Source organism: Deltaproteobacteria bacterium, from assembly GCA_019309545.1.
Classification (GTDB): domain Bacteria; phylum Desulfobacterota; class Desulfobaccia; order Desulfobaccales; family Desulfobaccaceae; genus Desulfobacca_B.
Genome location: JAFDGA010000009.1, coordinates 1 through 23,592 on the forward strand (window position 1 = coordinate 1; position 23,592 = coordinate 23,592).

Here is a 23,592-nt window from a genome sequence, read left to right on the forward strand (position 1 = left end):
GGCGATTCTGATCACCTCGCTGGCCTTTTTTATTCCCGGCAATCTGGGGGTTCAGGACGGAGGCAATATCTTATTGACCATGGGACTCCACCTGGGGGCCATTCTGGGGGCCACTTTCAGCGTCATCCGCCGCCTGCGGGAAGGCTTTTGGCTGGCCGTCGGTCTGGTGGTATTGGCTTATGAGACATAAGCCGTCCCGCCATCAATCAATAACAGGAAGGACTTATTGATCGGGAAATCTCTTAGGAGTGACAATAATTTTTGGCCCCCCGGGTTCCCAGAGGGCCATGGTTGACGCTTTTATTATTGGGCGATTTTCTTGCCGCAGCGGGCGCAGACAAGATCTTTTTCTTTGGCCTCCTCAGCTGAGATGGCGTCGATAAACCCCCGCATCATAGTAACTTCTTCATCCATCTTCATGCAACCCCGGCAAACCGGATCCTTATCAATCCAAGCCCCTACTGGATTTTCTACCACCATTTTTAGCACAAACCCGGCTTTTTGAAAAGAGGAAAAAAACATCCAGCGATGGTTATTTCGAGGTAGCCAGCGAGGCTGCAGTCCCGGCCTTGAGCTTCATACTCTCTTCGATCATCAAGATATATTTCAGATATTGGCAACCGAACTTTAATAAGGCGACGTCGTCGTTTTGGATCGCGGTCAGGGTCTCCGGCGCCACCGCGAAAACCTCCAGAAAACGGCTCTCAAGTATGTAGCGCCGGAAGTTATCCAGATCATAACTGGCCAGATAAAACAGGGTCTGCTGCTTGGGGTCAATTGGCTTTCGAGTCTGGGAGTCGCGACGCAGCATCATGGCCTTCCATTCCGCATTGAGCTCATCATATTGGGCCACTTCCTGATCGAGCCGCCAGGATTCAATGGTCCATAGGTGATCTTCCTTATAGCCCAAACAATGTTTCTCGGCGATCAGGAAATAGAACTCCTCGATCCCGTCTTCTTTCTGCAAGGTTCCCTGACCGATGGGATAGTAACGGCAGGCGGCCGGCCGGTCGGTATAGATGGTGCAGCCCTCAGGGGTAACAAACGGACAGAGGTTGTCCTGATCGTTCTGCATCTTAAGGAAGACAATGGGCAGACCCGATCTTTCCTCAATCTCCTCCCGGGTATAGCGGCTTAAAAATTCTCCCGAACTAAGGCCGAGGCGGTGCTTCAGACGGATAATGTCGTAAGGGGTCAGGATAATATTGATCCGGCCACAACATTGGGTATAACAGGAGATGCCCGGGTGGCAGTTAAACCGGAATTTGCTTTTTAGACTAAGCTTGACGGGTTTGACATCCCGCATGCTGTACATGGTGTACATAAAAAATCTCCTTAAGTAGGTTGGGCGTATTGCGCCTTAAAATGTTACTTATGGCAATATAACATAAATTCCCGGCAACCCCTAAAACAAACAGGCCGGTTTCACTATCGAAAACCGGCCTGTTTAACGGTCCTGGTTTTTGCCTACGGCCTCTACCAAAATGGTTTTCTTGTTATTCTCGCTCCGCCAGTTTGCAGTAAATCATGGCAGTGGTCCGGTAAACCATATGCGCCATTTTTGTGTACGGGGCATAGAAAAACAGGAAAAACACCGATACCAGATGCAGGTAATAAGTGGGGTAGGCCAGGATGGCCAATCCCATCCAGCGCAAGACCAGGCACAGGGCGCCCGTAACCGCCACCGCGGCGATTACCCAGATCAACAGCCAGTCAAAGTAACTCCCCGGGCCGGCCTGCTCCTGAGCCTGCTGACGGTCGCGGATCACCAGCCAGATGCCATACAACAGAATGATGGCACTGGGAATTGCCACCCATTTTAAGGGATCCGTAATCGGATAAGGTGATTCCTTATGTAAGATCCATTCGTAGGTAGCAGCCATAGCAGTGGTGATAAACAGTCCCACAAAACCCAGAAACACCAACAGATGCGAAGTCGAGCGGTTATAATAGGTGATGCATTTCCGAAAGCGGTTGTGGAACAAGATATCTTTGACGACCTCGGCCACGGCCAGCCAAACATTTTCCTTCAGCCGGATTTTCCAGGGATTTATGTTGAGGTCTTTCCAGTAGGCCGTTACCCCTTTGGCAAAGGCCACTATTGCAAAGGCCGCGGCACCGAGAAAGATAAAATCCACAAAAGGCCAGGGCTTGAGCATCTTGGAATAGATGATCGGCCCCTCTGGGCTGAAATTACCGAAATAATGGATGGCCGCCCCGATTAAGATTAAGGGGAAGGCAATCAAGAAAAGCAGATATTTCGGGTCATTGACCATCCGGGCCAGGGGGGTGGGCCAGGAGTAGTGCTCGATGGCAACCTGTCGGATCGCCCCCAACACCTCCCCGGGCTTAGCGCCCCGGGGACAATAAGCGGTGCAATCGCCACAATAGTGGCAGAGCCAGATATCCGGGTCTTTGACCAGTTGATCTTTCAGCCCCCAGCTAGCCCAGTTCATTTCCTTGCGTGGAAAGGGCTTGGAGTCGGGGGAGAGATTGCACACCACCGAGCAGGTCGCACACTGGAAACATTTTTTCAGAGATTCGCCCCCGGCGCTCTGGACACGTTTTATAAACTCAACATCTGGTTTAACGACAATTTCCTCAGCCATGGAACAAACCTCCTAAAACTCCTTGAATGGATTCTCCCCGATTTCTTCGATGCGCGCCATGAAGTTCTCAATGATTCCAGGGATTCGGTCAAAATCATCGATTGCCACTTCAATGAGCTGGGCCCGTTCGGATTCGAGCGCCAATCGATCAAGGGTCTCTTGCAATTTGCCCATCCGTTCGTTGGCCAGTTCGCTGCCTTTGGCAAAGTGGCATTGATAATCCTCTCCGAATTTGCAGCCCAGCAGCAGAACCCCATCGATCCCGCGGGACAGGGCATCGGCAATCCATACCAGGTTAAAAGACCCCAGGCAGCGGATGGGAATGAAGCGGATGCGCGGGTCGAACTGTAAGCGATGCAATCCGACCGCATCCAGGGCCGGATAGGCGTCGTTTTCGCACACCAGCCCGATCAGCCGGAAGCCTTCCTCAGGGACGTCCATGGCCTTGATCATCGAGCCGACGATATCGACACTCAGGTCCTTGAAGGAGATGATCCGTTCGGGACAGGCTCCCATACAGGTACCGCAGCGACGACAACGATTGATCTTGAAGTACGGGGTACCTTTCTCGTCTTCGTCAATGGCCCCAAATGGACATTCCTCGGTGCAGCGCTTGCACTGGGTGCAACGTTGCATGAAGGGATCGGGGAAGGTAATATCCCAGGAACGAGGATGCACAGCAATGCCCTTGGCAGTATGTTCCAGACACTGAACTGCCTTGAGCGCCGCACCCGCGGCGTCCTCCATGCAGGTAGCCATATCCATCGGCTGGCGCACACACCCGGCAGCATAAATCCCGGTGCGGCGGGTTTCATACTGGAAGCAGATAAAGTTGGAATCTGCAAACCCGTCGTATAAATCCAGATCGGGCAGTCCCAGACCCTGACGATAAGTAAGGTTGGTGACGGGGTCATCCAGGGTCGTGGGAACGACGCCGGTAGCCAGCACCACCAGGTCAGCTTCGAACTTGACCTTTTCGCCCAGCAGAGTATTTTCGGCGTGGACGTACAGGTTACCGCCCTCTCCCCGGCTGACTCCGGTAACATCGCCTTTGGTCAGCATGACGCCCGGATCGTTTTGCATACTTTTATAGAACAGCTCATACTGCCCCGGAGTCCGCATGTCTTTATAAATGATGTAGGCCAGTCCGTCATTCATCTGCCGGACATAATGGGCCTGTTTCAAGGAGGTCATACAGCAAAAAGCAGAGCAGTAAGGCAGATGGTCCGGGTCACGAGAGCCGGCACACTGGATAAAGGCCACCCGTTTGGCCTCCCGACCGTCCGAGGGCCGCAGGATCTTGCCTTTGTTGGCCAGTTCTTCCATCTGGATATTAGTGATTACATCCGGCGACAGCCCATATCCTAAATGGCTTAACTTGGTAGGATCGTAGGGCTTCCAGCCCGCCGCCAGGATAATGGCCCCGATTTTTATGGTTTCCAGGTTGCCGTTCGATCTAATCACCACATCATACAGCCCTGGCTGGCCTTCGGTCGATTCCACTTGTGAGGAGGTCATCACCTTAATTTTAGGATGGGCTTGGACTTCCTTGATCTTGGAGAAGACCGCTGGCTCTTCCGGTACCTGATAAGGATAGCTCCGGGGACATTGGCGATAGAGTTTGGCCCCATAGCCGCCCAGTTCGGCCTCTTTTTCCACCAGAACTACGGAGTAGCCCAGATTGGCTACTTCCAGGGCGGCGCTTAAGCCGGTTATGCCGCCGCCGATGACCATAACCGTCTTGTCAATCGGGTCACTGGCATAAGGCTCAGGAATTTCAGCTCTTTTGGCTTTGGCACAGCCCATCCGGACATAATCCTCGGCCAGAGCCTGGGTCTCTTCATGGTTAGGCTCATGGGACCAGACCACCAGTTCCCGTAGGTTAACTCGCTCTGTTAAACAGCCCGGAAAGTCAAATTCCTCAAACTTGACGCGGGGAGAACAGGCCGCAATGACCAGAGTGTTGATCTCCTCGTTGGCGATTTCGTCCTGTAAAAATTTTATTCCTTCCGGGCTGCATAGGACATCGTGTTCTTTGCAGATCGGAACCTTGCCCTCTTTAGCGGCAACCTTTAGCAGGCCTTCGATATCCAGGGATTGCCCGATCTCGCATCCTTTGCAGACATAAAAACCTAGTTTTTTCTCCATATCCTACCTACCTCCCAGGCTCTGAAGACACTTGATGGCGGCTCCGGTGCCCTCCTGGACTGATTTTGCCACATCAAGAGGGCTTTTCAGGGAACCGACGGCATAGACTCCGGCCGGGAGTGACGCCGGCACGATGAAACCGTCTTCAGTATAGGAGATGTTCAACGGCAGTTTCATGGCTTTGGTGGCCGGAACCATGCCCACGGCCAGCACGACCAGTTCAAAGGTCTTATGGATCTTATCTCCCGTCGTGGTATCCTCAGCTTCGACGATAACATTGTCGGTCCCAGGTTCCTGGGTGATCTTGGCCACTTTCCCCCTGATCAACTCGACATTTTCGTCATCTCGGACTTTCCAAAAGAACTTTTCGTAGCGTCCGGGACTGCGGATATCGATGTAAAAGATGCTGGCTGTTACCTCGGGGTCCTGTTCTCTCAGATAAGTCACCTGTTTCAGTGATGCCATGCAGCAGATATACGAACAATACGGCAAGTGGTTTTCATCCCGAGAACCGGCACATTGAACAAAGGCTACATTTTTGGGCTCCTGGCCATCCGAGGGACGCCGAATACGGCCTTCAGTAGGACCATTGGGTGACGCCAGCCGTTCCATCTGCATATTGGTAATGACATTTTTAACAGTGCCAAATCCCAGGTTGTCGATCTTGGTGGCGTCATATAGATCCCAGCCGCCAGCCAGGGCGATAGCTCCCACTTTGAGATTGATCGTCTGTGGCTGCATTGCCAGGTCAATAGCATTATAGGCGCACGCCTCTACACATTTGGCACAGGTTGAGCCCAGACATACGGAATCGTCGATGACGTATTTAAGGGGAAAGGCCATATCAAAGGGGAGATAGGCCGCTTTGTTTTTATCAAGTCCATAGTTAAAATCATTGACCCGTTCTACCGGGCAGACTTCAGCACATTTATCGCAGGCCACGCAATTGTCGTTCACATAACGTGGCTTAACTTTAATGGTGACGTCAAAATTACCTTCCTGACCGGAGATTTGAGTCACCTCCGCCAGGGTATAAAAGGTGATATCAGGGTTGGTTTTGATCCGGCGAAAATTGATCTCCAGCCCGCAAGTGGGGGGACAGAGCTTCGGGAAGTACTTATTCAACTGGGTCACTCTCCCACCCAGGTACGGGCTCCTTTCCACGATCACGACTTGGGCGCCCGATTCCGCGGCTTCGAGTGCCGTCGTCAGGCCGCTCATCCCTCCCCCGATGACCAGAACTTTGCGGTCGTTCGGTGTCACGCCATTCCTCCTTAGATGCCTATCATTAGAAAAACCCGGTTTTGCTTTATCCGTTAACTTGGAGCGGCAGGGAAAAGGCCCATCTCCTCGGTCCTGGCTCCCGACTTCCCCTCCCTCATAGCCAGGGCTGGAGAAGTTGGCAGTAAATTGGCCGTGGCCCCTAGGCGCCACGGCCTTCAATGCAAAACGGCCCTAAACGTTCAGCGTTTGCAAGGCCTAGTCTGGGCCACCTCATTTAGTTGTGGCACTTTTTGAATGGCTCCAGGCGCTTTAGGCGCCTGGAGTTTTAAGTTGGATCCGGGAAATGCTTAGCTAACCAATTGCTTGTAAGGAACCTTCTTAATTTCCCACTCATTGGTGGCGGGATTGTACTTGGAATTGACAAAGCATTTCCAGTTGTCATCATCGATCTTGATGTAATCCGCCCGGTAATAATAACCCGGGTAGCGGGTTTCCTGGCGGAACAGAATGTGCCGCAGATGGGCCTCACCGGCCAGGATGCGGTGATAGTTTTCCCAGCAGCGCATCAGTTCATGCAGATCCTCCGCCGCCATCCGGGCCGCGTCTTCTTTCAGCATGGTCAGATTTTCCAGACCGGTTTTAAGGGAAGTCTCATTGGTAAAGTATTGGGAGGTTACCCCCGCGCAGTACTCGTCCATGATCTTCTGTAACCGGGCCTGGAGATGACGCGGTTTGATGTAATTGGGGTTGACCACCGGATCAGTGGTGTAGTTCTTGTACTTCTCGTAGATCTCGAAGGGCAGATAGATTTCGGCAATGACTTCATCTACATCCCGAGCGAATTCCAGCTTATCATCCTTGTGGTCTATAATGAAGGAGATAGCCGATTTGCCGGCGATCCGGCCTTCGGCATGGGAGCCCGAGGAGAACTTATGCCCGGAGGCGCCAGTACCGTCACCTGCAGTAAATAGCCCGGTTACGGTAGTCATCCGGTTGTAGCCCCAGTTCCACTCGGGCGGGGCCAGATCCGCCGGACCACTTACCCACAGACCGGCGCAGCCGGCATGCGAACCCAGCAGATAGGGTTCCGAAGGCATGATCTCAGACTTTTTCTTATCCGGCTCGGTGTTAGTGGCAGCCCACAGCGACGCCTGGGAGATGGACATATCCAAAAAGTCTTCCCACGCCTCAGCCTCCAAATGCTTGAGTTCTTTCTTGCTCAGCACCTTGGCCAACTCGGCCATGGCTGCATCGGTGTGCATATAGATCGGGCCGCGACCTTCCCGCATCTCGATCATCATGGCATGGTTACGCAGGCAGGTGCCCGGAGCATCGGCATAGCCGGGGTATTCTTGGCGCAGCCGTTCCTGGTTCTTGCTCATATACTCTTCGCCGGCGGCGTTGGTCGCCTGCGCCTTGAAGAACAGGAACCAGGCGCCGACCGGGCCGTAACCATCCTTGAACCGGGCCGGGACGAAGCGGTTTTCCATCATGGTCATTTCGGCGCCGATCTCCGCGGCCATGGCGTAGGTGGAGCCGGCATTCCAGACCGGATACCAGGCCCGCCCCTGACCTTCGGCTACCGACCGGGGCCGGAAGACATTGACCACGCCGCCACAGGCGATCAATACGGCTTTGGCTTTAAAGACGTAGACCTTGCGCTCCCGGACGCTGAAGCCAATCGCGCCGCAGACCCGATTGTTATCGTTTTTGTCGACCATCAATTTAACGATGAACACCCGCTCATAGATGTTATCCATGCCCAGGGCATTCTTCGCGGCCTCAGCAACGATAACCTTATAGGATTCGCCGTTGATCATCATCTGCCAACGACCCGAACGGCAACATTGACCACCATCTTTCAGGGCCGGCAAACCTTCATCGATAGCCGTCTGACCGTCGACGGTGTGGCCTTCTTTATCTTTTTTCCAGATCGGCAGGCCCCATTCCTCGAACAGGTGCACGCTATCATCGACATGACGACCGACGTCTTTGACCAGGTCTTCCCGGATGATGCCCATCAGGTCCTGACGGACGTAGCGCACATAGTCATCAACCGTATTTTCCGGACCGACATAGGTATTAATGGCCGATAGTCCCATGGCCACTGCACCGCTGCGGTCTAGGGCCGCCTTATCTACCAGAGTTACCTTGAGGCCAGCTGCGTCCGCCCAGCGTTTGGCTTCTACCGCGGCCCCGCAGGCCGCCATGCCGCCACCGACGATTAGAAAATCGGTCTCAATCGTTTCGACCGCGGGTTTTTCACAAAACGACCATTTACAAACTTCTTTTTCCATAGGATTGACCTCCTTAGTTTTTCGAGGGTAGCGATCTACTTCTCCCGAGCCGGAGTATTAAAGAACCCGGGCTCTTTAATCTTGCTGAGGTCCGCTTCCGGTTTACCCTTATAGACGTCGATGGAACCTTCCGGGGTAGTCCGAATGGGGAACTTAAAGCGTTTCATGGTCTTGCCATCCCGGAACTTGATGGTCCACATGATGGAATCGGTGCCGCGCAGCGGAATGGTGCTCGAACCCAGCGGCGTAAAGTCGGAATAATGACGGATTTCAATGGCCTGCTGGGGGCAGATCTTGACGCAGTTAAAACATTCCCAGCACTGATCCGGCTCCTGGTTATAGGCCTTCTTTGTACCATCAGGTCTTGGTTCGGGTTCCAGAATCATCAGGTCATTGGGACAGATGTACTGACAAGCCGTCCGGTCCAGCGCTTTACAACCATCACATTTTTCTACGATTACAAAGCTTGGCATTTGTGGTTCCTCCTAAAAAGATTTATCAGCTTAAACTTTGGTTCACATTTTATGGTTTTAAAGAAGCTCTTCCCGTCCCTCTTCCACCTCCTCTCTCTACCCAAGGTCGAGATTGGTGTTTAACCTTTTGGAGTTGCCGGCATCATATGATCAACTTGAAACAGACTTGGGCATCCTCCGGTCTCCACAAGGACTCAACTCTTTTCAACGCTTTTGATAAACTCGTCCATAACCTCCAGGCTCTTTTTCTGGACCACCATGTTGTAGATTTTATCCTTAACATCCTTGGGAAGGAGCTCGATGCTCTTGGTGGTGGCCGCATCAAACTTGGCCATGGGATACAGTTCCAAGATCTTATCCCGCTGGCTGGCAGTACAGGGGACGATGAGCACCTTCATGCCCGCCAGCTCTTCCTTCAGTAAATCCGCCAGACCGGCATCCTTGAGAGCATGGAACCTTTCTTCATTGATCCATATATTGATGGGGAAAGTCTCAGCCATTTCATTTCCTCCTTTGCAGATTCGCGGACCGCAGCCTTAAGAGTTACAGCGGTTCGATGCTGAAGGCCGGCTTGGCCTTTTCCAGATATTGGGTGGTGACAAATGGAGAACCAAAGCCGTATTTCTTGGAGCATTCCATGACCACATCAAAGACCTCTGGCCGGAAAATCAGGCGGGTCGGTTTCACTTCATCCATAATAATCGACCTGATTTTGGTGCCGCTGAATTTCTGCAGCTCATCGTGATGCCCGCAGAGGCCGACGCAGGTAACCTCGCCGCAGTGCGGGCAGAAGGCCCATTCCAAGACATAGATGGGGGTGATGTTCAGTTTTTCTTTGGGGATGCTCATGAGCAGGTGATGGGCCTGATAGGAATGATAGTAGGTGCCCACCCCGGCGTGGTCCCGACCAAACATATGGTGGGTCAGACCCAGGTTGGTACGGATGATGGCGTGGTGCACCGCCTCCCGGGGTCCGGCATAACGCATATCCCAGAAGGTCATGGTCACCATGTGGATATCATTCCGGAAGTAGCCGGATTTGCGCAGCTCATCCTGGCACAACACGATGGCTTCGTCGATGTAGTCACCGGTGCGCTTCTCCCCGACGATGCAGTTGACCAGGACCCCGGAAATCGCCCGACCTTGGAGGGTTTCCTGTTGCTCCACCGGCAGGTCCCCGTGGGCGGCGATGTAGGCGTGTTTCATCAGCCACTCGTGACCGGAGTGGGGGACATTCCGGGTCTGGTGGGCGACAATGCGCTGCCAGCCCTTCTTGGCGAATAATTCCCGGTGCTGTCGGGGGGTCAGGAAGTAGGAAGTGAAGGGTTCCCGGATCTTGGGTTCGTTCACCAGGGTGATCTTGCCACCCAGGAACTTATCTTTGTATGCATAGGTGCGCTTGACCCCCGGATGCTTCTCCTCTTTGGTCCCATACACATCCTGAGCCATACTTTCTTTATTGTAACTGTAAATGTCCTCGATTTCGAAGATGGCCAAGGGATTGTCCTCGTAGGTCAGGAGGATTTTGTCACCTTGTTTGATCCCATAATCGGCGATCTCCTGATCGGAGATGTCGTAAACCAGGGGAATGCTCCACACTGTGCCGTCCGCCAGCTCCATCTTCTTGCAGGTGGACTCCACATCCGCTTTCTTCATAAAACCTTCGATGGGTGAAAAAAACCCATAGGCGATGCCGATGGCTTCGGTGGCCATCTGCCGGGAGACCGGCATCGTTTTTAAATCCTTAATCATTTTAAGGGCTTCGTCCCTGTCGGTGACAACTTGTTCGACCAGCGGCTTGCCCCCATGACCGATCATTTCCATGTTGGTCCCCTTTCTTCAAATTATTCGGAATTCTTGCATTATGCCCAACAGCTATATCTTGATAAGACTTCTTATACCCGGAGCAGACTAAACAATAATTTCGCCATTACACTCATCCCCACCCGCTTGGTGAATCCCCTTGGGCCTCTGCCAGTCACGGACTCGGCTAATGTAAACGATTATCAGGCCGAGATGCTCGTGAATGTTAGCACTATCTATTTATATCCGATCTAGTTGGGGCCTGTCAAGAAATTTTTCGGGCTTTGATCTATCAAAAAATAAGCAGGAGTGGCAATAGTTGTTATAACTCCGGCCACATAATTCCGGCTCACTTATTTAACCAGAAATATCATATAGTTATTAACCGAGCAACATAATGTTGTCTTTGTCCTTAATGGCACAAGGTATCTGCCCGGACGCCACAATTTGGGCAGACTCCTTCCAGAGCCGCGACCCACCAGCAATAAAGCTGGTTAGAGAAATTTTTTACCGATTCCCGATTAGGACTTGACAGTATGTGATCTTATTCGATAAACATGCTGTCATATTATTGAAAAAAGGAGAGCTCCCGTGAAGGATTCTTACAAGATTTTTCTGAGTGAGCAGGAAATGCCTCAGCAGTGGTACAATATTCAGCCTGATCTGCCCCGGCCCATGCCGCCCTATATTCATCCAGTCACCCATAAGCTCCTGGGACCAGAGGATATGGCTCCGATTTTTCCAATGGAATTGATCAAACAGGAAGTCAGTCAGGAACGCTGGATTGACATCCCGGATGAAGTGAGGCGCATCTACCGCCTGTGGCGGCCCTCGCCCTTGCACCGGGCCCGGCGGCTGGAGGCGGAGCTTAAAACCCCGGCCCGCATCTATTATAAAAACGAGTCAGTCAGCCCTCCCGGCAGTCATAAGCCCAACACCGCCGTAGCCCAGGCCTATTACAACAAACAGGCAGGCGTCCGCCGTCTGACCACCGAGACCGGGGCGGGACAGTGGGGCAGTGCTCTGTCCTTTGCCTGCAAATGTTTTGACCTGGAATGCCGGGTCTACATGGTGAAGGTGAGTTATTTCCAAAAACCTTATCGCCGCTCCCTGATCCATATCTGGGGGGCCGAGGTTTTCCCCTCTCCGACCGATATGACCAATTCCGGTCGCGCCATCCTGGCCAAAGATCCGAACTCTAACGGCAGCCTGGGGATTGCCATCTCCGAGGCAGTGGAAGATGCGGTGCAGCACGAAGATACCAAATATTCCCTGGGCAGCGTCCTCAATCATGTGCTCTTGCACCAGACCATTGTCGGCCTCGAAACCGAGAAGCAGCTCGCCTTGGCGGGTGAGGAAAAACCCGATATCCTGGTCGGTTGTGTCGGTGGCGGCAGTAATTTCGCCGGTTTTGCCTTCCCCTTTGTGCCGCGCAAATTAAAGGGCGAGGATATCCGCATCATTGCCGTGGAGCCAACCTCCTGTCCGACCTTAACCAAAGGTCAATATACCTATGACTTTGGCGACACCGCCGGTCTGACGCCACTGATTATGATGTATACCTTAGGGCACTCTTTTATACCGCCGGGGATTCATGCCGGGGGCCTGCGCTATCATGGCGATGCCCCGCTGCTCAGCCTGCTGGTGCATGATAAAATTATGGAGGCTCGGGCCTACCCGCAAACCCCGGTGTTTGAATCGGCCATTACCTTTGCCCGCACCGAGGGCATCATTCCGGCCCCGGAAACCGCCCATTGCGTCCATGCGGCTATTGATGAGGCCCTGAAATGCAAGGCCACCGGCGAGGAAAAATGCATCGTCATCGCCTTCAGCGGTCACGGCCATTTCGACCTGGCGGCCTATGATGCCTATTTAGGGGGCAAACTGGAAGATTATGAATATCCCGATGAGAAAATTCACGAGGCTATTGCTGAGATTCCTAAGGTAAGAGCTTAATTTCAGGCCGGGCGGCCTCCTGGCTGCCCGGCTTTAACATAACTTAAGGTTATCATAGTGGAGGAAATGATGCGCCGAAAGATTTTTGCGAGTCTGATCGCCATAACCATAATTATCAGTTTGGGGCGGATCTCTTCTCTGGCTCAGTTTGCCCCCCAGGCAGTGATGCTGATTGCCCCACAAAATTTTCAGGATCAGGAGCTGTTAGTCACCAAACAGGTCCTGGAGCAAGGCGGGGTCAAAGTAACAGTGGCCTCCACCCAGGCCGTATGCCGGGGCATGGAGGGAGCCCATGTCAAGCCCGATCTGCTGTTAAAGGAGGTCAAGGTAGAAGATTATGACGCAGTGATCTTCGTGGGAGGGAGCGGCGCCTCGGTATATTTTGATGATCCTTTGGCTCTGGCTTTGGCCCGCCAGGCCGCGGCCCAAAATAAGGTAGTGGCGGCCATCTGCATTGCGCCGGTGACGATGGCCCGGGCTGGCCTGCTAAAAGGTAAACAGGCCACGGTCTACCCCAGTGCCCAGAGCGATTTAGAGAAAGCTGGCGCCACCTATACCGGTGCCCTGGTCACGGTGGACGGCAAATTGGTCACCGCTTCCGGCCCGCCCGCGGCCAAGGCTTTCGGTCAGGCCATTTTGACCCAGCTCCAGAAGTAAAAAGCTCGGGTGCCTCAGGGCATTCTAGTCCAATCCCCCCTTTGCTGGAATGCCAAGTTTAACTACCCTGATAGTGCCGTTCGCGGCTCAATTATAAAAAAACCGGGTGCGGCGGGCTCTGGCTTTACCTCTCCCAGATCGGAAATATTCCCCAACTTTGATAACCTGTTGCACAATTAGCAGAAAATGGTCGGTAAATGGCTAATGGTAATTCAAGGTTGCATAATAGCAGTGGATCTGTCAAATTTAATAAAGATTAATCGAAATCTAATAGGCCTATACCGGGGTTGAGGCTACTCATGGTGCAAAAATCTAATCCCTCCAGATCTAAACCCGGTTACCGCCTTCTGTCCCATACCGCGGATGTGGGTCTCCGGCTGTATGGAGAGAGCCTGGCCGAGCTTTTTGCCAACGCTGGCCGGGGCTTGTACGGGGTCATGACCGATCGCCGGGGAATCAGGCCTTTAATTACCCAAGAGGTGGAGGTGGAGGCCCCTGATCCGGGGGCGCTCCTGGTAGAGTGGCTCAACCAACTGTTGTATCTCTTTGATACCACCGGCTTTCTGGGAAAGGAGATTGAGGTCCAGGAAATCTCTTCTAATCGACTGCGGGCCGTGCTTAAGGGGGAACCGTTTGACCCGGAACGCCATCAATGCAATACCGGGATCAAGGCAGCTACCTTTCATAACCTGGAGGTCGAGGAGACCGCCGCGGGCTGGCAAGCCACGATCATCCTGGATATTTAGATTAAACCTTGGGTGACTAAGCTTTTGATAAATTATGGTATCTAAGTCTAACGAAATTAAGCTTCGTCAGATCGATCAATATCGCTGGGAGATTCCGCCAATCGGCAAGATGCGGACCCGGGGGCTGATTTTCGCCTCCCAGGCGATGTTGCCTGATCTCCGCTCTGATCAAAGCATCCAGCAAGTGGCCAATGTGGCTACCCTGCCCGGCATCGAGGGGGCTTCGATGGCGATGCCCGATATCCATTGGGGCTATGGTTTCCCCATCGGCGGGGTGGCGGCCTTTAATATGACCGAGGGAATAATCTCGCCAGGTGGGGTGGGCTATGATATCAATTGCGGCGTCCGCCTGTTGCGCACCAACCTGCAACACCAGGAAGTAGAGCCGATCCTGGAAGACTTGGTGAATGCCTTATTCCGCAATATTCCCTCCGGCTTGGGCTCCCGACGGAAGGATTTAAAACTGACCCTCCCGACGCTGCGGCAGGTGTTACGGGCGGGAGCGGCCTGGGCCGTTAAAAACGGCTTTGGCACTGCCGACGATTTGCTACATATCGAAGCCGGGGGCCAGATTCCCGGGGCTGATGCCGACCTGGTCTCCGACAAGGCCCTAGAGAGGGGACGCGACCAATTGGGCACTCTGGGCTCGGGTAACCACTTTGTCGAAGTCGGCTATGTAGGTGAAATATTTGACGACTCCATAGCTCGAGCCTTTGGTCTGTTCCCCCAGCAGATTACGGTAATCATCCATACCGGTTCCCGGGGGCTGGGACATCAGGTCTGCGATGATTATATTAAAATTATGATGAGGGCGGCGGCCAAATACGGTATTGAACTGCCGGACCGACAACTCTGCTGTGCACCCCTCACTTCGCCCGAGGGTGAGCAATATCTGGCGGCCATGGCCGCGGCGGCCAACTTTGCCTTTGCCAACCGCCAGTTGATCACTCACTGGGTGCGGGAGTCTTTTGAGCAGGTGTGGCAGGCTGGCCCCCGGGTCTTGGGCCTGGAGTTGGTTTATGACGTCGCCCATAATATCGCCAAGATTGAAACTCACACCATTAATCAAATAACTAAAAAGGTCTGCGTGCATCGCAAAGGAGCGACCCGGGCCTTTGCGCCGCATCACCCCGAGGTTCCGGAGGCCTATCGGGAGGTCGGTCAACCGGTGCTGATTCCCGGCGATATGGGACGGTATTCGTACGTTCTGGTAGGGACTCCGCAAGCCATGATGGAGACCTTTGGCAGCACCTGCCATGGGGCCGGTCGCCTTCTCAGCCGCCACCAGGCTCTAAAGGCCGCTAAAGGCCGGTCGATCCTCCAGGAATTGGCTGCCAAAGGGATCGTGGTGCGGGGCGCCAGTCGGGGGACCATTGCCGAAGAAATACCGGAGGCCTATAAAGATGTGGATAATGTGGTGGAGGTGGTGCACGGCGCGGGGATCAGCCGTAAGGTGGCCAAATTGCACCCCTTGGGGGTGATCAAAGGGTAGCAGCGGTTGATGTTTTTCCTTGACAATTCTATTATTTCCGGTTTAATGTAAAAGATTAATTTTTTTGGCAGGCCTGGATGTTTGACCGATTATCCGACAAGCTGGCTCAAGTTTTCAAGAAGCTCAAGGGGCATGGCAAGCTTACCGAAGTCAATATTTATGCCGCCTTGCGCGAAGTGCGGCTGGCCCTCTTAGAAGCCGACGTCAATTATAAGGTGGCCAAGGCCTTTATTGACCGGGTGCGGGAGCGGGCCTTGGGCCAGGAAGTCATGGCCTCCTTAACTCCCGGTCAACAGATGATCAAGATTGTCCACGAGGAGTTGATTGAGCTGTTGGGGGGGGAGGCGCCGCGGCTGGATTTGAGCGGTAAGCCGCCCATCGCCCTGATGTTGGTCGGCCTTCAGGGTTCCGGCAAGACCACTACGGCCGCCAAGCTGGGTTTAAAATTAAAAAAACAGGGACGTCAGCCCTTTCTGGTCCCGGCTGATATCTATCGCCCGGCAGCCATCGAGCAGCTCCAGAAGTTGGGGGCCGAGATCGGGGTCGAAACTTATCAACTGCGCCCTGGTCAGAATCCGGTAGAGATCGCGGCTAGCGCTATGGAACAGGCCTACACCCAGGGCCTTGATACCGTGTTGCTGGATACCGCTGGTCGCCTCCATATTGATGCGCCGCTCATGGCCGAGCTTAAGGACATAAAAGCTCAGGTTGGCCCCAAAGAGATTTTATTGGTAGCTGATGCCATGACCGGCCAGGACGCGGTTCAGGTGGGCCAGAAATTTCACGAGCTGTTAGATCTCACCGGGGTCATCCTGACCAAGATCGAAGGGGATGCCCGGGGCGGGGCGGCCCTGTCCATGCGGGCCGTGATCGACCGGCCGATCAAGTTTCTGGGAGTCGGGGAAAAGCTTGATGCCCTGGAGGTTTTTCATCCTGATCGGCTGGCCTCCCGGATCCTGGGCATGGGTGATGTCCTGACTTTGATTGAAAAGGCCGAAGAAGCTTTTGATACGAAACAGGCCCAGGAACTGGAGCGCAAGCTCCGCCAAGAGACTTTTACCCTGGAGGATTTTCGGGATCAGCTAAAACAGGTCCGCAAGATGGGCAGCCTGGAACAGTTAATGAATATGATTCCCGGCCTTAACCGGGTTAAGGGTCTCAAAGGCATGCAGCCGGATGAACAGGAACTGGTCAGAATCGAGGCCATCATCAATTCCATGACCCCCAAGGAGCGGGCCCAATATCAGATTATCGACGGCAGTCGGCGGCGCCGCATCGCGATGGGGAGCGGCACTACGGTTCAGGAGGTCAACCGCCTGCTGAAGAATTTTGCCATGACCCAGAAGATGATGAAAAAAATGGTCCAAGCCGGAAAAAAGGGCGGCAAACGCCGGTTTATGCCGTTCGGCTTTTGAAATACGGTTTTCGGTTTCAAAGATTAATGCAAAAATATAAGAAAGTTAAGTTTAGTTGAGAACTATAACCTAAACCTTAGATTAGGCAAGAATGTTTGGCTTTATGAAAGCTTGGTTTTAAGGCTTTTGGTTTCTGGCCATAATTGTCAGCCTCACATTAAATTAAGATTTTTTTACAGAAAACTGAAAAAGGAAAACAGAAAACTCTTAAAAAAGGGAGAAAGTATAAATCAATGTCCTTAAAAATCCGTCTGGCCCGCCATGGGACTAAAAAACAACCATTTTACCGCATCGTCGTGGCCAATAGTGAGGCGCCCCGGGATGGCCGGTTTATCGAAATCATTGGCACCTATGACCCCAATCAAGAGCCGGCCAGGGTTACGGTGAAAGCCGAACCATTAACACAGTGGCTGGATCGCGGGGCCCAACCCACCAAGACCGTGGCCAGTCTGCTGAAGAAATATGGTTTAGCCCCAGGTGCGGCTCCGCCACCCCATAACTAGATGTAGAGGAGGGCAAAACTTTTGCTGGCCCAGGGCAGTGTCTCTTAACATTACCCTGGGATTGATCGGGACTTGAGGTTCAGGTGAGGCATGATCAGCCTGGCGGCGATCACTAATCGCCGGTGGCCGGGGAGGGAGTGCTACTGGCGCGGTAACCCGGGGCAACCGGGCAAGCCCGTTTTCCAATGTTATCCGCTAACGGAGGTCCGTAAGATGAAAGAGTTGATCCGATACATCGCCCAGTCGCTAGTGGATCATCCCGAGCAAGTGGAAGTTACCGAAATTGAGGGTGAGCAGACCTCGGTGATCGAGCTCAAGGTGGCCAAGGAAGATTTGGGGAAGGTCATTGGCAAACAGGGACGGACCGCGCGGGCCATGCGCACCATTCTGAGCGCCGCCTCCACCAAAATCCGCAAACGGGCAGTATTAGAAATCATCGAATAATACCATGCAAACTTCGCCCCCCAGGATTTTTCTGGGGCGAGTAATTGGTGCCCATGGTATCCGAGGTGAGCTCAAAGTACGGGCCGAGACCGACAGTGCCGAGATTTTACTCCAGATCGGAGAAGTAGAGATCGACGGCCGCCACTATCAAGTGACCGGCGTCCGGCCGCATAAACAACATCTGCTCCTCAGTCTGGCGGGCATCAATACCCGAAACCAGGCTGAAGCCTTGATCGGCCAGGACCTCCGAGGGAACGCGGAGCGTTTGCCGCCCTTACCGGCGGGTGAATATTACTGGCATGAGATTCTGGGACTGGACGTTTATCGGGCTGATACCGGAGCCTGGATAGGCCGGGTAACGGAGATTATCCCCACTGCGGCACATGATGTCTACGTGGTTCGGGAAGGCGACCAGGAATATCTTATTCCAGCCAGAGAAGAGGTGATTCAGGACATATCCCTAGAACAGGGCTGGATGACAATCGACCCGAACATCGGGGTGGTCGAAAACCGTGCAGATTGACATCCTCACCTTGTTTCCCGAGTTTTTCGACTCGCCGCTGCAGCAGAGTATGTTAAAGCGGGCCCAGCACAAGGGGGTCGTCCACTTCCGGGTCATTAATCTGCGAGATTTTGCCCTGGATCGCCATCAGGTAACCGATGATCGACCCTTTGGGGGCGGACCCGGCATGGTGTTAAAAATCGAGCCACTGGCCCGGGCGATTAACTGGGTCCGGAAACAGGATGCCGTGGTGCAGGTTATTCTCCTCAGTCCCCAGGGGGCCTTGTTTAAACAGCCGCTGGCGGCAACTTTGGCCCGCCAGCAACATTTACTTCTGGTCTGTGGCCACTATGAAGGGGTGGATGACCGGGTCCGCTATTATATTGACGAGGAAATCTCCATCGGGGACTATATTCTGACCGGGGGAGAGATTCCCGCCTTGGCGGTGATCGATGCAGTGACCAGATTATTGCCGGGCAGTTTGGGTGATGCCGAGTCAGCCGCGGAGGAATCATTTCAGGACAGCCTGTTGGAATACCCCCATTATACCCGGCCGCAATTCTTTAACGGACATGCAGTGCCGGAAATTTTACTATCCGGCGATCACCAACGCATTTCTCGTTGGCGGCGACAGGAGGCCTTACGGCGCACCTGGCAACGGCGGCCAGAATTACTAAAGACTGCTTCGCTTACCCCAGAAGACCAGCATTTCCTGGCCAAGTTGACCAGGGAGGCTGAAAGCGGGTCAGAAGAATAACTAGGAACGAGGAAAACATGGAACGGATTGATCTCCTGGAAAAGGAGCAGATGCGAGCGGACCTGCCCGACTTTCGCCCCGGTGATACCGTCGAGGTGCATGTCCGGATCGTCGAAGGCGATAAGGAACGCATCCAGGTATTCAAAGGGATGGTGCTCCGCAAACGCGGTCGCAATACCGGGGCCAGTTTTACGGTACGCAAAATTTCCTATGGCGTAGGTGTAGAGCGCACCTTCCCGTTGCATTCGCCCAGTATCGATCATATTAAAGTGATCAGTCGGGGCCGGGTCCGGCGGGGACGGCTTTATTACTTCCGGGATCGTTATGGCAAGGCCGCCCGGGTCAAGGAGAAGCGAGTCAGTTAAGCGTGGAGCGGCAAGGGGAAGCAGGCAGCCCGGTGGACCAGCGGCCTTTACTTGATCATGCCGTCGACGATCCGGAATCGTGGTTCCGGGCTCAGGGTCTGACCCTGTTGGCCGGAGTAGATGAAGTCGGGCGGGGACCGCTGGCCGGGCCAGTAGTAGCCGCCGCGGTTATCCTGCCGCAACGCACCCATCTTGAGGGGCTAACTGATTCCAAACGTTTGAGTCCGTCCCAGAGGGAGGTCTTTGACCAGCAGATCAAAACCCAGGCCTTGGCCTATGCCATCCAGGCCGTCGAAGTTCAGGAGATTGACCGCCAAGGAATTCTGACTGCCTCCCTGCTGGCCATGAGCCAAGCGGTGCAGGCCCTGCCCAGGGAGCCGGAAATGGTGCTGATTGACGGCCCCTGGCGCTTGCCTCTAACCTATCCGCAACAACCGGTGGTCCGGGGTGATGCCCGGTGTTTATCGATCGCCGCGGCCTCGGTGTTGGCCAAGGTCTTTCGGGATCGGCAAATGATCGCTTACCACCGCAGTTATCCCCAATATAACTTCGCCCGCCATAAAGGCTATGGCACCGCCGAACATCGGGAGGCGATCCGCCGTTGGGGCCCTTGTGCATTGCATCGACGCACCTTTCGGGGAGTGCGGGAATGGTTGGAGCACCATTATGACCCCTAGCCGCCGTATCCTGGGCCAGGCCGGAGAAGAACTGGCCGCAGCCACCTTAAAACGGCAGGGCTATAAAATCCTGGAACGCAATTATACCACTCCCCTGGGAGAGGTTGACCTCATTGCCCAACATCAGGGGGCCTTGGTATTTGTGGAGATCAAAACCCGAAAGAGTAAAACTTTTGGCAGTGCCCGGGAAGCCATCAGTAGCCGCAAGCAGGCGCGGTTGCATCGCTTGGCGCAATATTACCTAAAACACCGGCGTCTGACTCCCCGGCCCATGCGCTTCGACGTGGTGGCTATTTCAGTCCAGGGACAGGACATCAAGGTAGAGATTATCCCCTACGCCTTTGGGGGATAGCAATGCGACGCACCCCGGACAAACCAGAAAAAATCAACTTACCGAAGGCGGGGGAACTGGAGACCCAGGGCTGTCTGTATGTGGTCGCCACCCCCATCGGCAATCTAGAAGACATCACCTTGCGGGCCTTAAAAATTTTGAGCGCGGTGGATTTGATTGCGGCTGAAGACACCCGCCAGACCCGGAAACTCTTGACGCATTATCAGATTGCCACGCCTCTGATCAGTTATCAGGCTCATAATCAAGCAACTCGGGGGCCGGAATTACTGCAACGCCTGCGGGAAGGACAGAATATCGCTCTGGTCAGTGATGCCGGTACTCCGGGATTTTCCGATCCGGGAGCGGCGCTGGTGGCTCAGGTCTCGGAGGCCGGTCTGAGCGCGGTGGCTATCCCGGGTCCGGCGGCCGGGATCGCCGCCCTGTCAATCTCCGGGTTTAAGGGCGACGTCAGTTTTATCGGGTTTTTGCCCCGCAAAGGCGGGAAGCGGCGGGAATTTTTATCAAGTCTGGCTCAAGAAGAGAGGATCTTGATTTTTTACGAATCCCCTCGGCGACTGGCGGCCACCCTTGCCGAACTTAACGAAATCATGGGTGACCGCCAGATTTTAGTGGCCCGTGAATTGACTAAATATTATGAGCAATGTTGGCGGGGACCTATTGCCGAGGTCCTGTCCCAGATTGCCGGGCAGGAGATTAAGGGCGAGTGCACTCTGGTGCTCTCGCGGCCAACGGGGGAAGCTCCCCAAGGTCACGATCTGGTTGATTACTTGCTGGCTGCGGCCCAGGACTCCCAGGACCGCGGACGAACCCTCGCTTCCCGGGTGGCTCGGGAATTGGGTCTGCCCCGCCGTCTGGTATATCAGACCTATCTGGATTTAAAGGCCCAGAAGCGCCTGGCCTGACCGGTGAGGATTGAGGTCCCCGGCATCTGGCTGATGATACCCAGCAACCGGATAAAATTGGAATATGGCGGGATGGTATCTGTAACGTCTGATCTGGATTTGGAACGCCCCCATTACCAGGGCAAATTACTAGTATGTAACCGATTGGGGTTGCATGCTCGGGCGGCGGCCCAGATTGCCGCCTTGGCTCAGAAGCATCAGGCTGAAATTATATTGGAAAACAATGGCCTTATGGCAAACGCCCGAAACATTCTAGAAATTCTCAGCCTGGGTTGCACCCCGGGGACGACGGTGGAGGTCCGGGTCCAGGGGCCGGAGGCCAGCCAGGCCCTGCAGGCCCTGCAGGAATTATTTCGACTACGGTTTGGAGAACCTTGATGGTCCAGGAAGTCTGGCCCCAAAATAAAATTTTAAAGGGCATTGCCGCTTCTCCCGGGATCATTATCGCACCAGCACATGTCCTGGCTGACCGCAAAAGGATTCAGATTTTTTACCGTTATCTAAGCTCTCCCCAGCAAGGCGCGCAAGAACAGGAACGCTTTCGGCAAGCCATTGCCCTGACCCAGCAGGAATTGATCCAGAGCAAGGAGGCCATTCCAGAGGATTTTCGGGAACATGCTTACATCCTGGACACCCATCTGTTAATTCTCCAGGATCGCCTGCTGTTGGATGAGACTCTCAGGCTCATTCAGCAGGAGAAGATAAATGCCGAATGGGCGGTAAAACAAGCGGTCAAAAAGGCTCAGGCACTCTTCGAACAGATCGCAGATCCATATATCCGCAGCCGGGTCCAAGACATTGAAGATGTCAGCGAACGTATCCTGCGCCATCTTACCGGCACTAATTCCTCCAGTTTCACCAACTTCAAGGAGCCGGTGATTATTGTCGCCCAGAACCTGTCGCCGGTCGATACCACCCAGATGTCGGTCGATCAGGTTCAGGGTTTCATCACGGAAATGGGCGGCAAGACTGCCCATACCGCGATCATGGCCCAGTGCCTGCGGATTCCCGCCGTCGTAGGGGTAGAAAACGCCACCCGGGAGATCGATACCGGTTATACACTGATTCTTGACGGCTTGACCGGCACGGTCATCGTCAATCCGGATACTTCAATGATGGCCATCTATCTGGATCGTAAAAAGAAATTCGAAAACTTCAAAGCGGAAGTAAATCGAGCCAGTTTTCGGCCGGCGGTCACCCTCGATGATTATCCGACCCGGATCATGGCCAACATTGAATTTCAGGATGAACTGGATCTGGTCTTGGATTACGGGGCCGACGGTGTCGGCCTGTATCGCACTGAATTTCTCTATCTGAGACAGCACCACCTGCCCACCGAAGAGGAGTTATTCGAAGACTATAAGACCGTGGCCCACATTATGAAGCCTAAGCCGGTGACCATCCGCACCCTGGATATTGGCGGTGACAAGTTTGCCTCCTACTCGGATTATGTCCAGGAGATGAACCCGGCCCTGGGGTTGCGGGCGATCCGCTTCTGTCTGAAAGAACACCAGATTTTTCGGTCCCAGTTGCGGGCCATTCTGCGAGCTTCGGCCTTTGGCTCGGTCCGGATTATGTTTCCCCTGATTTCCGGAGTTCAGGAGGTAGTGGCGGCCCGGCGGATGTTGGAGGATATCAAGGCCGAACTCCAACGGGAAAACTTACTCTTTGATCCTCATATACCTGTGGGGGTCATGATTGAGGTCCCAGCCGCGGTTATGTTGGCCGATCTTTTGGCTCAGGAAGCTGATTTCTTCAGTATCGGCACCAATGATCTGATCCAGTACGCCCTAGCCGTTGACCGGGGCAACAAATATGTGGCCGAGATGTACCAGCCGCTGCATCCCGCGGTCTTACGGATGGTCAAGCAGGTGGTCAACGCGGCCCATGTTGCGGGCATCCCGGTGGCCATGTGCGGCGAAATGGCCGGTGACCCGTTCTATACCCCCATTCTGCTGGGTCTGGGGGTAGATGAACTATCGATGAATGTCCCTTCGATCCCGGTAGTGAAAAGGATCGTTCGGATGGCCACCATGCAGGAAGCCCAGGAATTTGCCCACCAGGCCTTGCAATTGGGGTCGATAGAGGCCGTGTCTTCTTATGTGACTAATTTCATGGCCCGCCGTTTTCCCGAAGTCTTTATGTTTGGCCGCGAGTTAGTTAATAGCAATTATTAATCAGGCCTCAAGGGATCAAGCCCAGAGGGGCGATCCACCGGGTCGCCCCTGCCAGGAAAATTGCAGTGCGTTAAGCCAAAGCTTGGCCATCTC

At 53.9% G+C, this 23,592-nt stretch carries 24 protein-coding genes; 16 read left to right on the top strand and 8 right to left on the bottom strand.

Annotated features, from left to right (window positions below; genetic code table 11):
* Window positions 1-190, top strand: a 190-nt coding sequence (locus JRG72_04065; protein MBW2134398.1) for a TIGR00374 family protein, incomplete at its 5' end; no start/stop codon positions are given.
* A 342-nt stretch (window positions 191-532) separates the two neighbouring features.
* Here JRG72_04065 and JRG72_04070 read toward each other — a convergent pair.
* From JRG72_04070 to sat, 8 genes are all read right to left on the bottom strand, one after another.
* On the bottom strand, window positions 533-1,315 hold the full coding sequence (locus tag JRG72_04070; GenBank protein ID MBW2134399.1) for a YkgJ family cysteine cluster protein: 783 nt from the start codon (window positions 1,313-1,315) through the stop codon (window positions 533-535).
* A gap of 181 nt (window positions 1,316-1,496) precedes the next feature.
* Window positions 1,497-2,609 (bottom strand): quinone-interacting membrane-bound oxidoreductase complex subunit QmoC, encoded by a 1,113-nt coding sequence (gene qmoC, locus JRG72_04075; protein ID MBW2134400.1) that lies wholly within the window; start codon window positions 2,607-2,609, stop codon window positions 1,497-1,499.
* A 12-nt stretch (window positions 2,610-2,621) separates the two neighbouring features.
* The gene (locus JRG72_04080) at window positions 2,622-4,757 is read right to left on the bottom strand and encodes an FAD-dependent oxidoreductase (protein MBW2134401.1); all 2,136 of its coding nucleotides are present in this window, start codon (window positions 4,755-4,757) and stop codon (window positions 2,622-2,624) included.
* Window positions 4,758-4,760: 3 nt separating this feature from the next.
* Window positions 4,761-6,020, bottom strand: coding sequence for a CoB--CoM heterodisulfide reductase iron-sulfur subunit A family protein (locus tag JRG72_04085; protein ID MBW2134402.1), 1,260 nt, complete (start codon window positions 6,018-6,020; stop codon window positions 4,761-4,763).
* Between the two features lie 308 nt (window positions 6,021-6,328).
* Window positions 6,329-8,278, bottom strand: a complete 1,950-nt coding sequence (locus JRG72_04090) for an adenylyl-sulfate reductase subunit alpha (GenBank protein ID MBW2134403.1) — start codon at window positions 8,276-8,278, stop codon at window positions 6,329-6,331.
* 35 nt (window positions 8,279-8,313) lie between these two features.
* Window positions 8,314-8,751: an adenylyl-sulfate reductase subunit beta gene (aprB, locus tag JRG72_04095; GenBank protein ID MBW2134404.1), complete on the bottom strand. Its 438-nt coding sequence runs from the start codon at window positions 8,749-8,751 to the stop codon at window positions 8,314-8,316.
* 194 nt (window positions 8,752-8,945) lie between these two features.
* Window positions 8,946-9,251, bottom strand: coding sequence for a hypothetical protein (locus JRG72_04100; protein ID MBW2134405.1), 306 nt, complete (start codon window positions 9,249-9,251; stop codon window positions 8,946-8,948).
* Between the two features lie 43 nt (window positions 9,252-9,294).
* Window positions 9,295-10,575 (bottom strand): sulfate adenylyltransferase, encoded by a 1,281-nt coding sequence (gene sat, locus JRG72_04105; GenBank protein MBW2134406.1) that lies wholly within the window; start codon window positions 10,573-10,575, stop codon window positions 9,295-9,297.
* A gap of 570 nt (window positions 10,576-11,145) precedes the next feature.
* On the opposite strand from sat, the gene JRG72_04110 reads away from it, so the two are divergent.
* The 15 genes from JRG72_04110 to ptsP all read left to right on the top strand — a co-directional run bounded on the left by JRG72_04110 (window position 11,146) and on the right by ptsP (window position 23,499).
* Window positions 11,146-12,510, top strand: a complete 1,365-nt coding sequence (locus tag JRG72_04110; GenBank protein ID MBW2134407.1) for a TrpB-like pyridoxal phosphate-dependent enzyme — start codon at window positions 11,146-11,148, stop codon at window positions 12,508-12,510.
* 69 nt (window positions 12,511-12,579) lie between these two features.
* Window positions 12,580-13,167 carry a DJ-1/PfpI family protein gene (locus tag JRG72_04115; GenBank protein ID MBW2134408.1) on the top strand — a complete coding sequence of 196 codons (588 nt, stop codon included), beginning with the start codon at window positions 12,580-12,582 and terminating at the stop codon, window positions 13,165-13,167.
* A 299-nt stretch (window positions 13,168-13,466) separates the two neighbouring features.
* Entirely contained in the window at window positions 13,467-13,913 is a 447-nt protein-coding gene (locus JRG72_04120; GenBank protein MBW2134409.1) for an archease, read from the top strand.
* Window positions 13,914-13,968: 55 nt separating this feature from the next.
* Window positions 13,969-15,405, top strand: a complete 1,437-nt coding sequence (locus JRG72_04125; GenBank protein MBW2134410.1) for an RtcB family protein — start codon at window positions 13,969-13,971, stop codon at window positions 15,403-15,405.
* A 77-nt stretch (window positions 15,406-15,482) separates the two neighbouring features.
* Complete coding sequence (gene ffh / locus JRG72_04130; protein MBW2134411.1) at window positions 15,483-16,820, top strand: signal recognition particle protein; 1,338 nt, start codon at window positions 15,483-15,485, stop codon at window positions 16,818-16,820.
* A gap of 233 nt (window positions 16,821-17,053) precedes the next feature.
* Entirely contained in the window at window positions 17,054-17,323 is a 270-nt protein-coding gene (rpsP, locus tag JRG72_04135; GenBank protein ID MBW2134412.1) for a 30S ribosomal protein S16, read from the top strand.
* A gap of 213 nt (window positions 17,324-17,536) precedes the next feature.
* Window positions 17,537-17,767: a KH domain-containing protein gene (locus JRG72_04140; protein ID MBW2134413.1), complete on the top strand. Its 231-nt coding sequence runs from the start codon at window positions 17,537-17,539 to the stop codon at window positions 17,765-17,767.
* A gap of 4 nt (window positions 17,768-17,771) precedes the next feature.
* Entirely contained in the window at window positions 17,772-18,290 is a 519-nt protein-coding gene (gene rimM / locus JRG72_04145; protein ID MBW2134414.1) for a 16S rRNA processing protein RimM, read from the top strand.
* On the top strand, window positions 18,280-19,026 hold the full coding sequence (gene trmD, locus JRG72_04150; protein ID MBW2134415.1) for a tRNA (guanosine(37)-N1)-methyltransferase TrmD: 747 nt from the start codon (window positions 18,280-18,282) through the stop codon (window positions 19,024-19,026). Before rimM ends, trmD begins: the two co-directional genes overlap by 11 nt.
* Window positions 19,027-19,043: 17 nt before the next feature.
* The gene (gene rplS, locus JRG72_04155; GenBank protein ID MBW2134416.1) at window positions 19,044-19,391 is read left to right on the top strand and encodes a 50S ribosomal protein L19; all 348 of its coding nucleotides are present in this window, start codon (window positions 19,044-19,046) and stop codon (window positions 19,389-19,391) included.
* A gap of 32 nt (window positions 19,392-19,423) precedes the next feature.
* Window positions 19,424-20,068 carry a ribonuclease HII gene (locus tag JRG72_04160; protein MBW2134417.1) on the top strand — a complete coding sequence of 215 codons (645 nt, stop codon included), beginning with the start codon at window positions 19,424-19,426 and terminating at the stop codon, window positions 20,066-20,068.
* Window positions 20,058-20,420, top strand: coding sequence for a YraN family protein (locus JRG72_04165; protein MBW2134418.1), 363 nt, complete (start codon window positions 20,058-20,060; stop codon window positions 20,418-20,420). The genes JRG72_04160 and JRG72_04165 overlap by 11 nt, the downstream gene beginning before the upstream one ends.
* A gap of 2 nt (window positions 20,421-20,422) precedes the next feature.
* Entirely contained in the window at window positions 20,423-21,322 is a 900-nt protein-coding gene (gene rsmI, locus JRG72_04170; protein MBW2134419.1) for a 16S rRNA (cytidine(1402)-2'-O)-methyltransferase, read from the top strand.
* Between the two features lie 72 nt (window positions 21,323-21,394).
* Entirely contained in the window at window positions 21,395-21,700 is a 306-nt protein-coding gene (locus JRG72_04175; GenBank protein ID MBW2134420.1) for an HPr family phosphocarrier protein, read from the top strand.
* Window positions 21,700-23,499, top strand: coding sequence for a phosphoenolpyruvate--protein phosphotransferase (gene ptsP, locus JRG72_04180; GenBank protein MBW2134421.1), 1,800 nt, complete (start codon window positions 21,700-21,702; stop codon window positions 23,497-23,499). The genes JRG72_04175 and ptsP overlap by 1 nt, the downstream gene beginning before the upstream one ends.
* Window positions 23,500-23,592 lie beyond the last annotated feature (93 nt).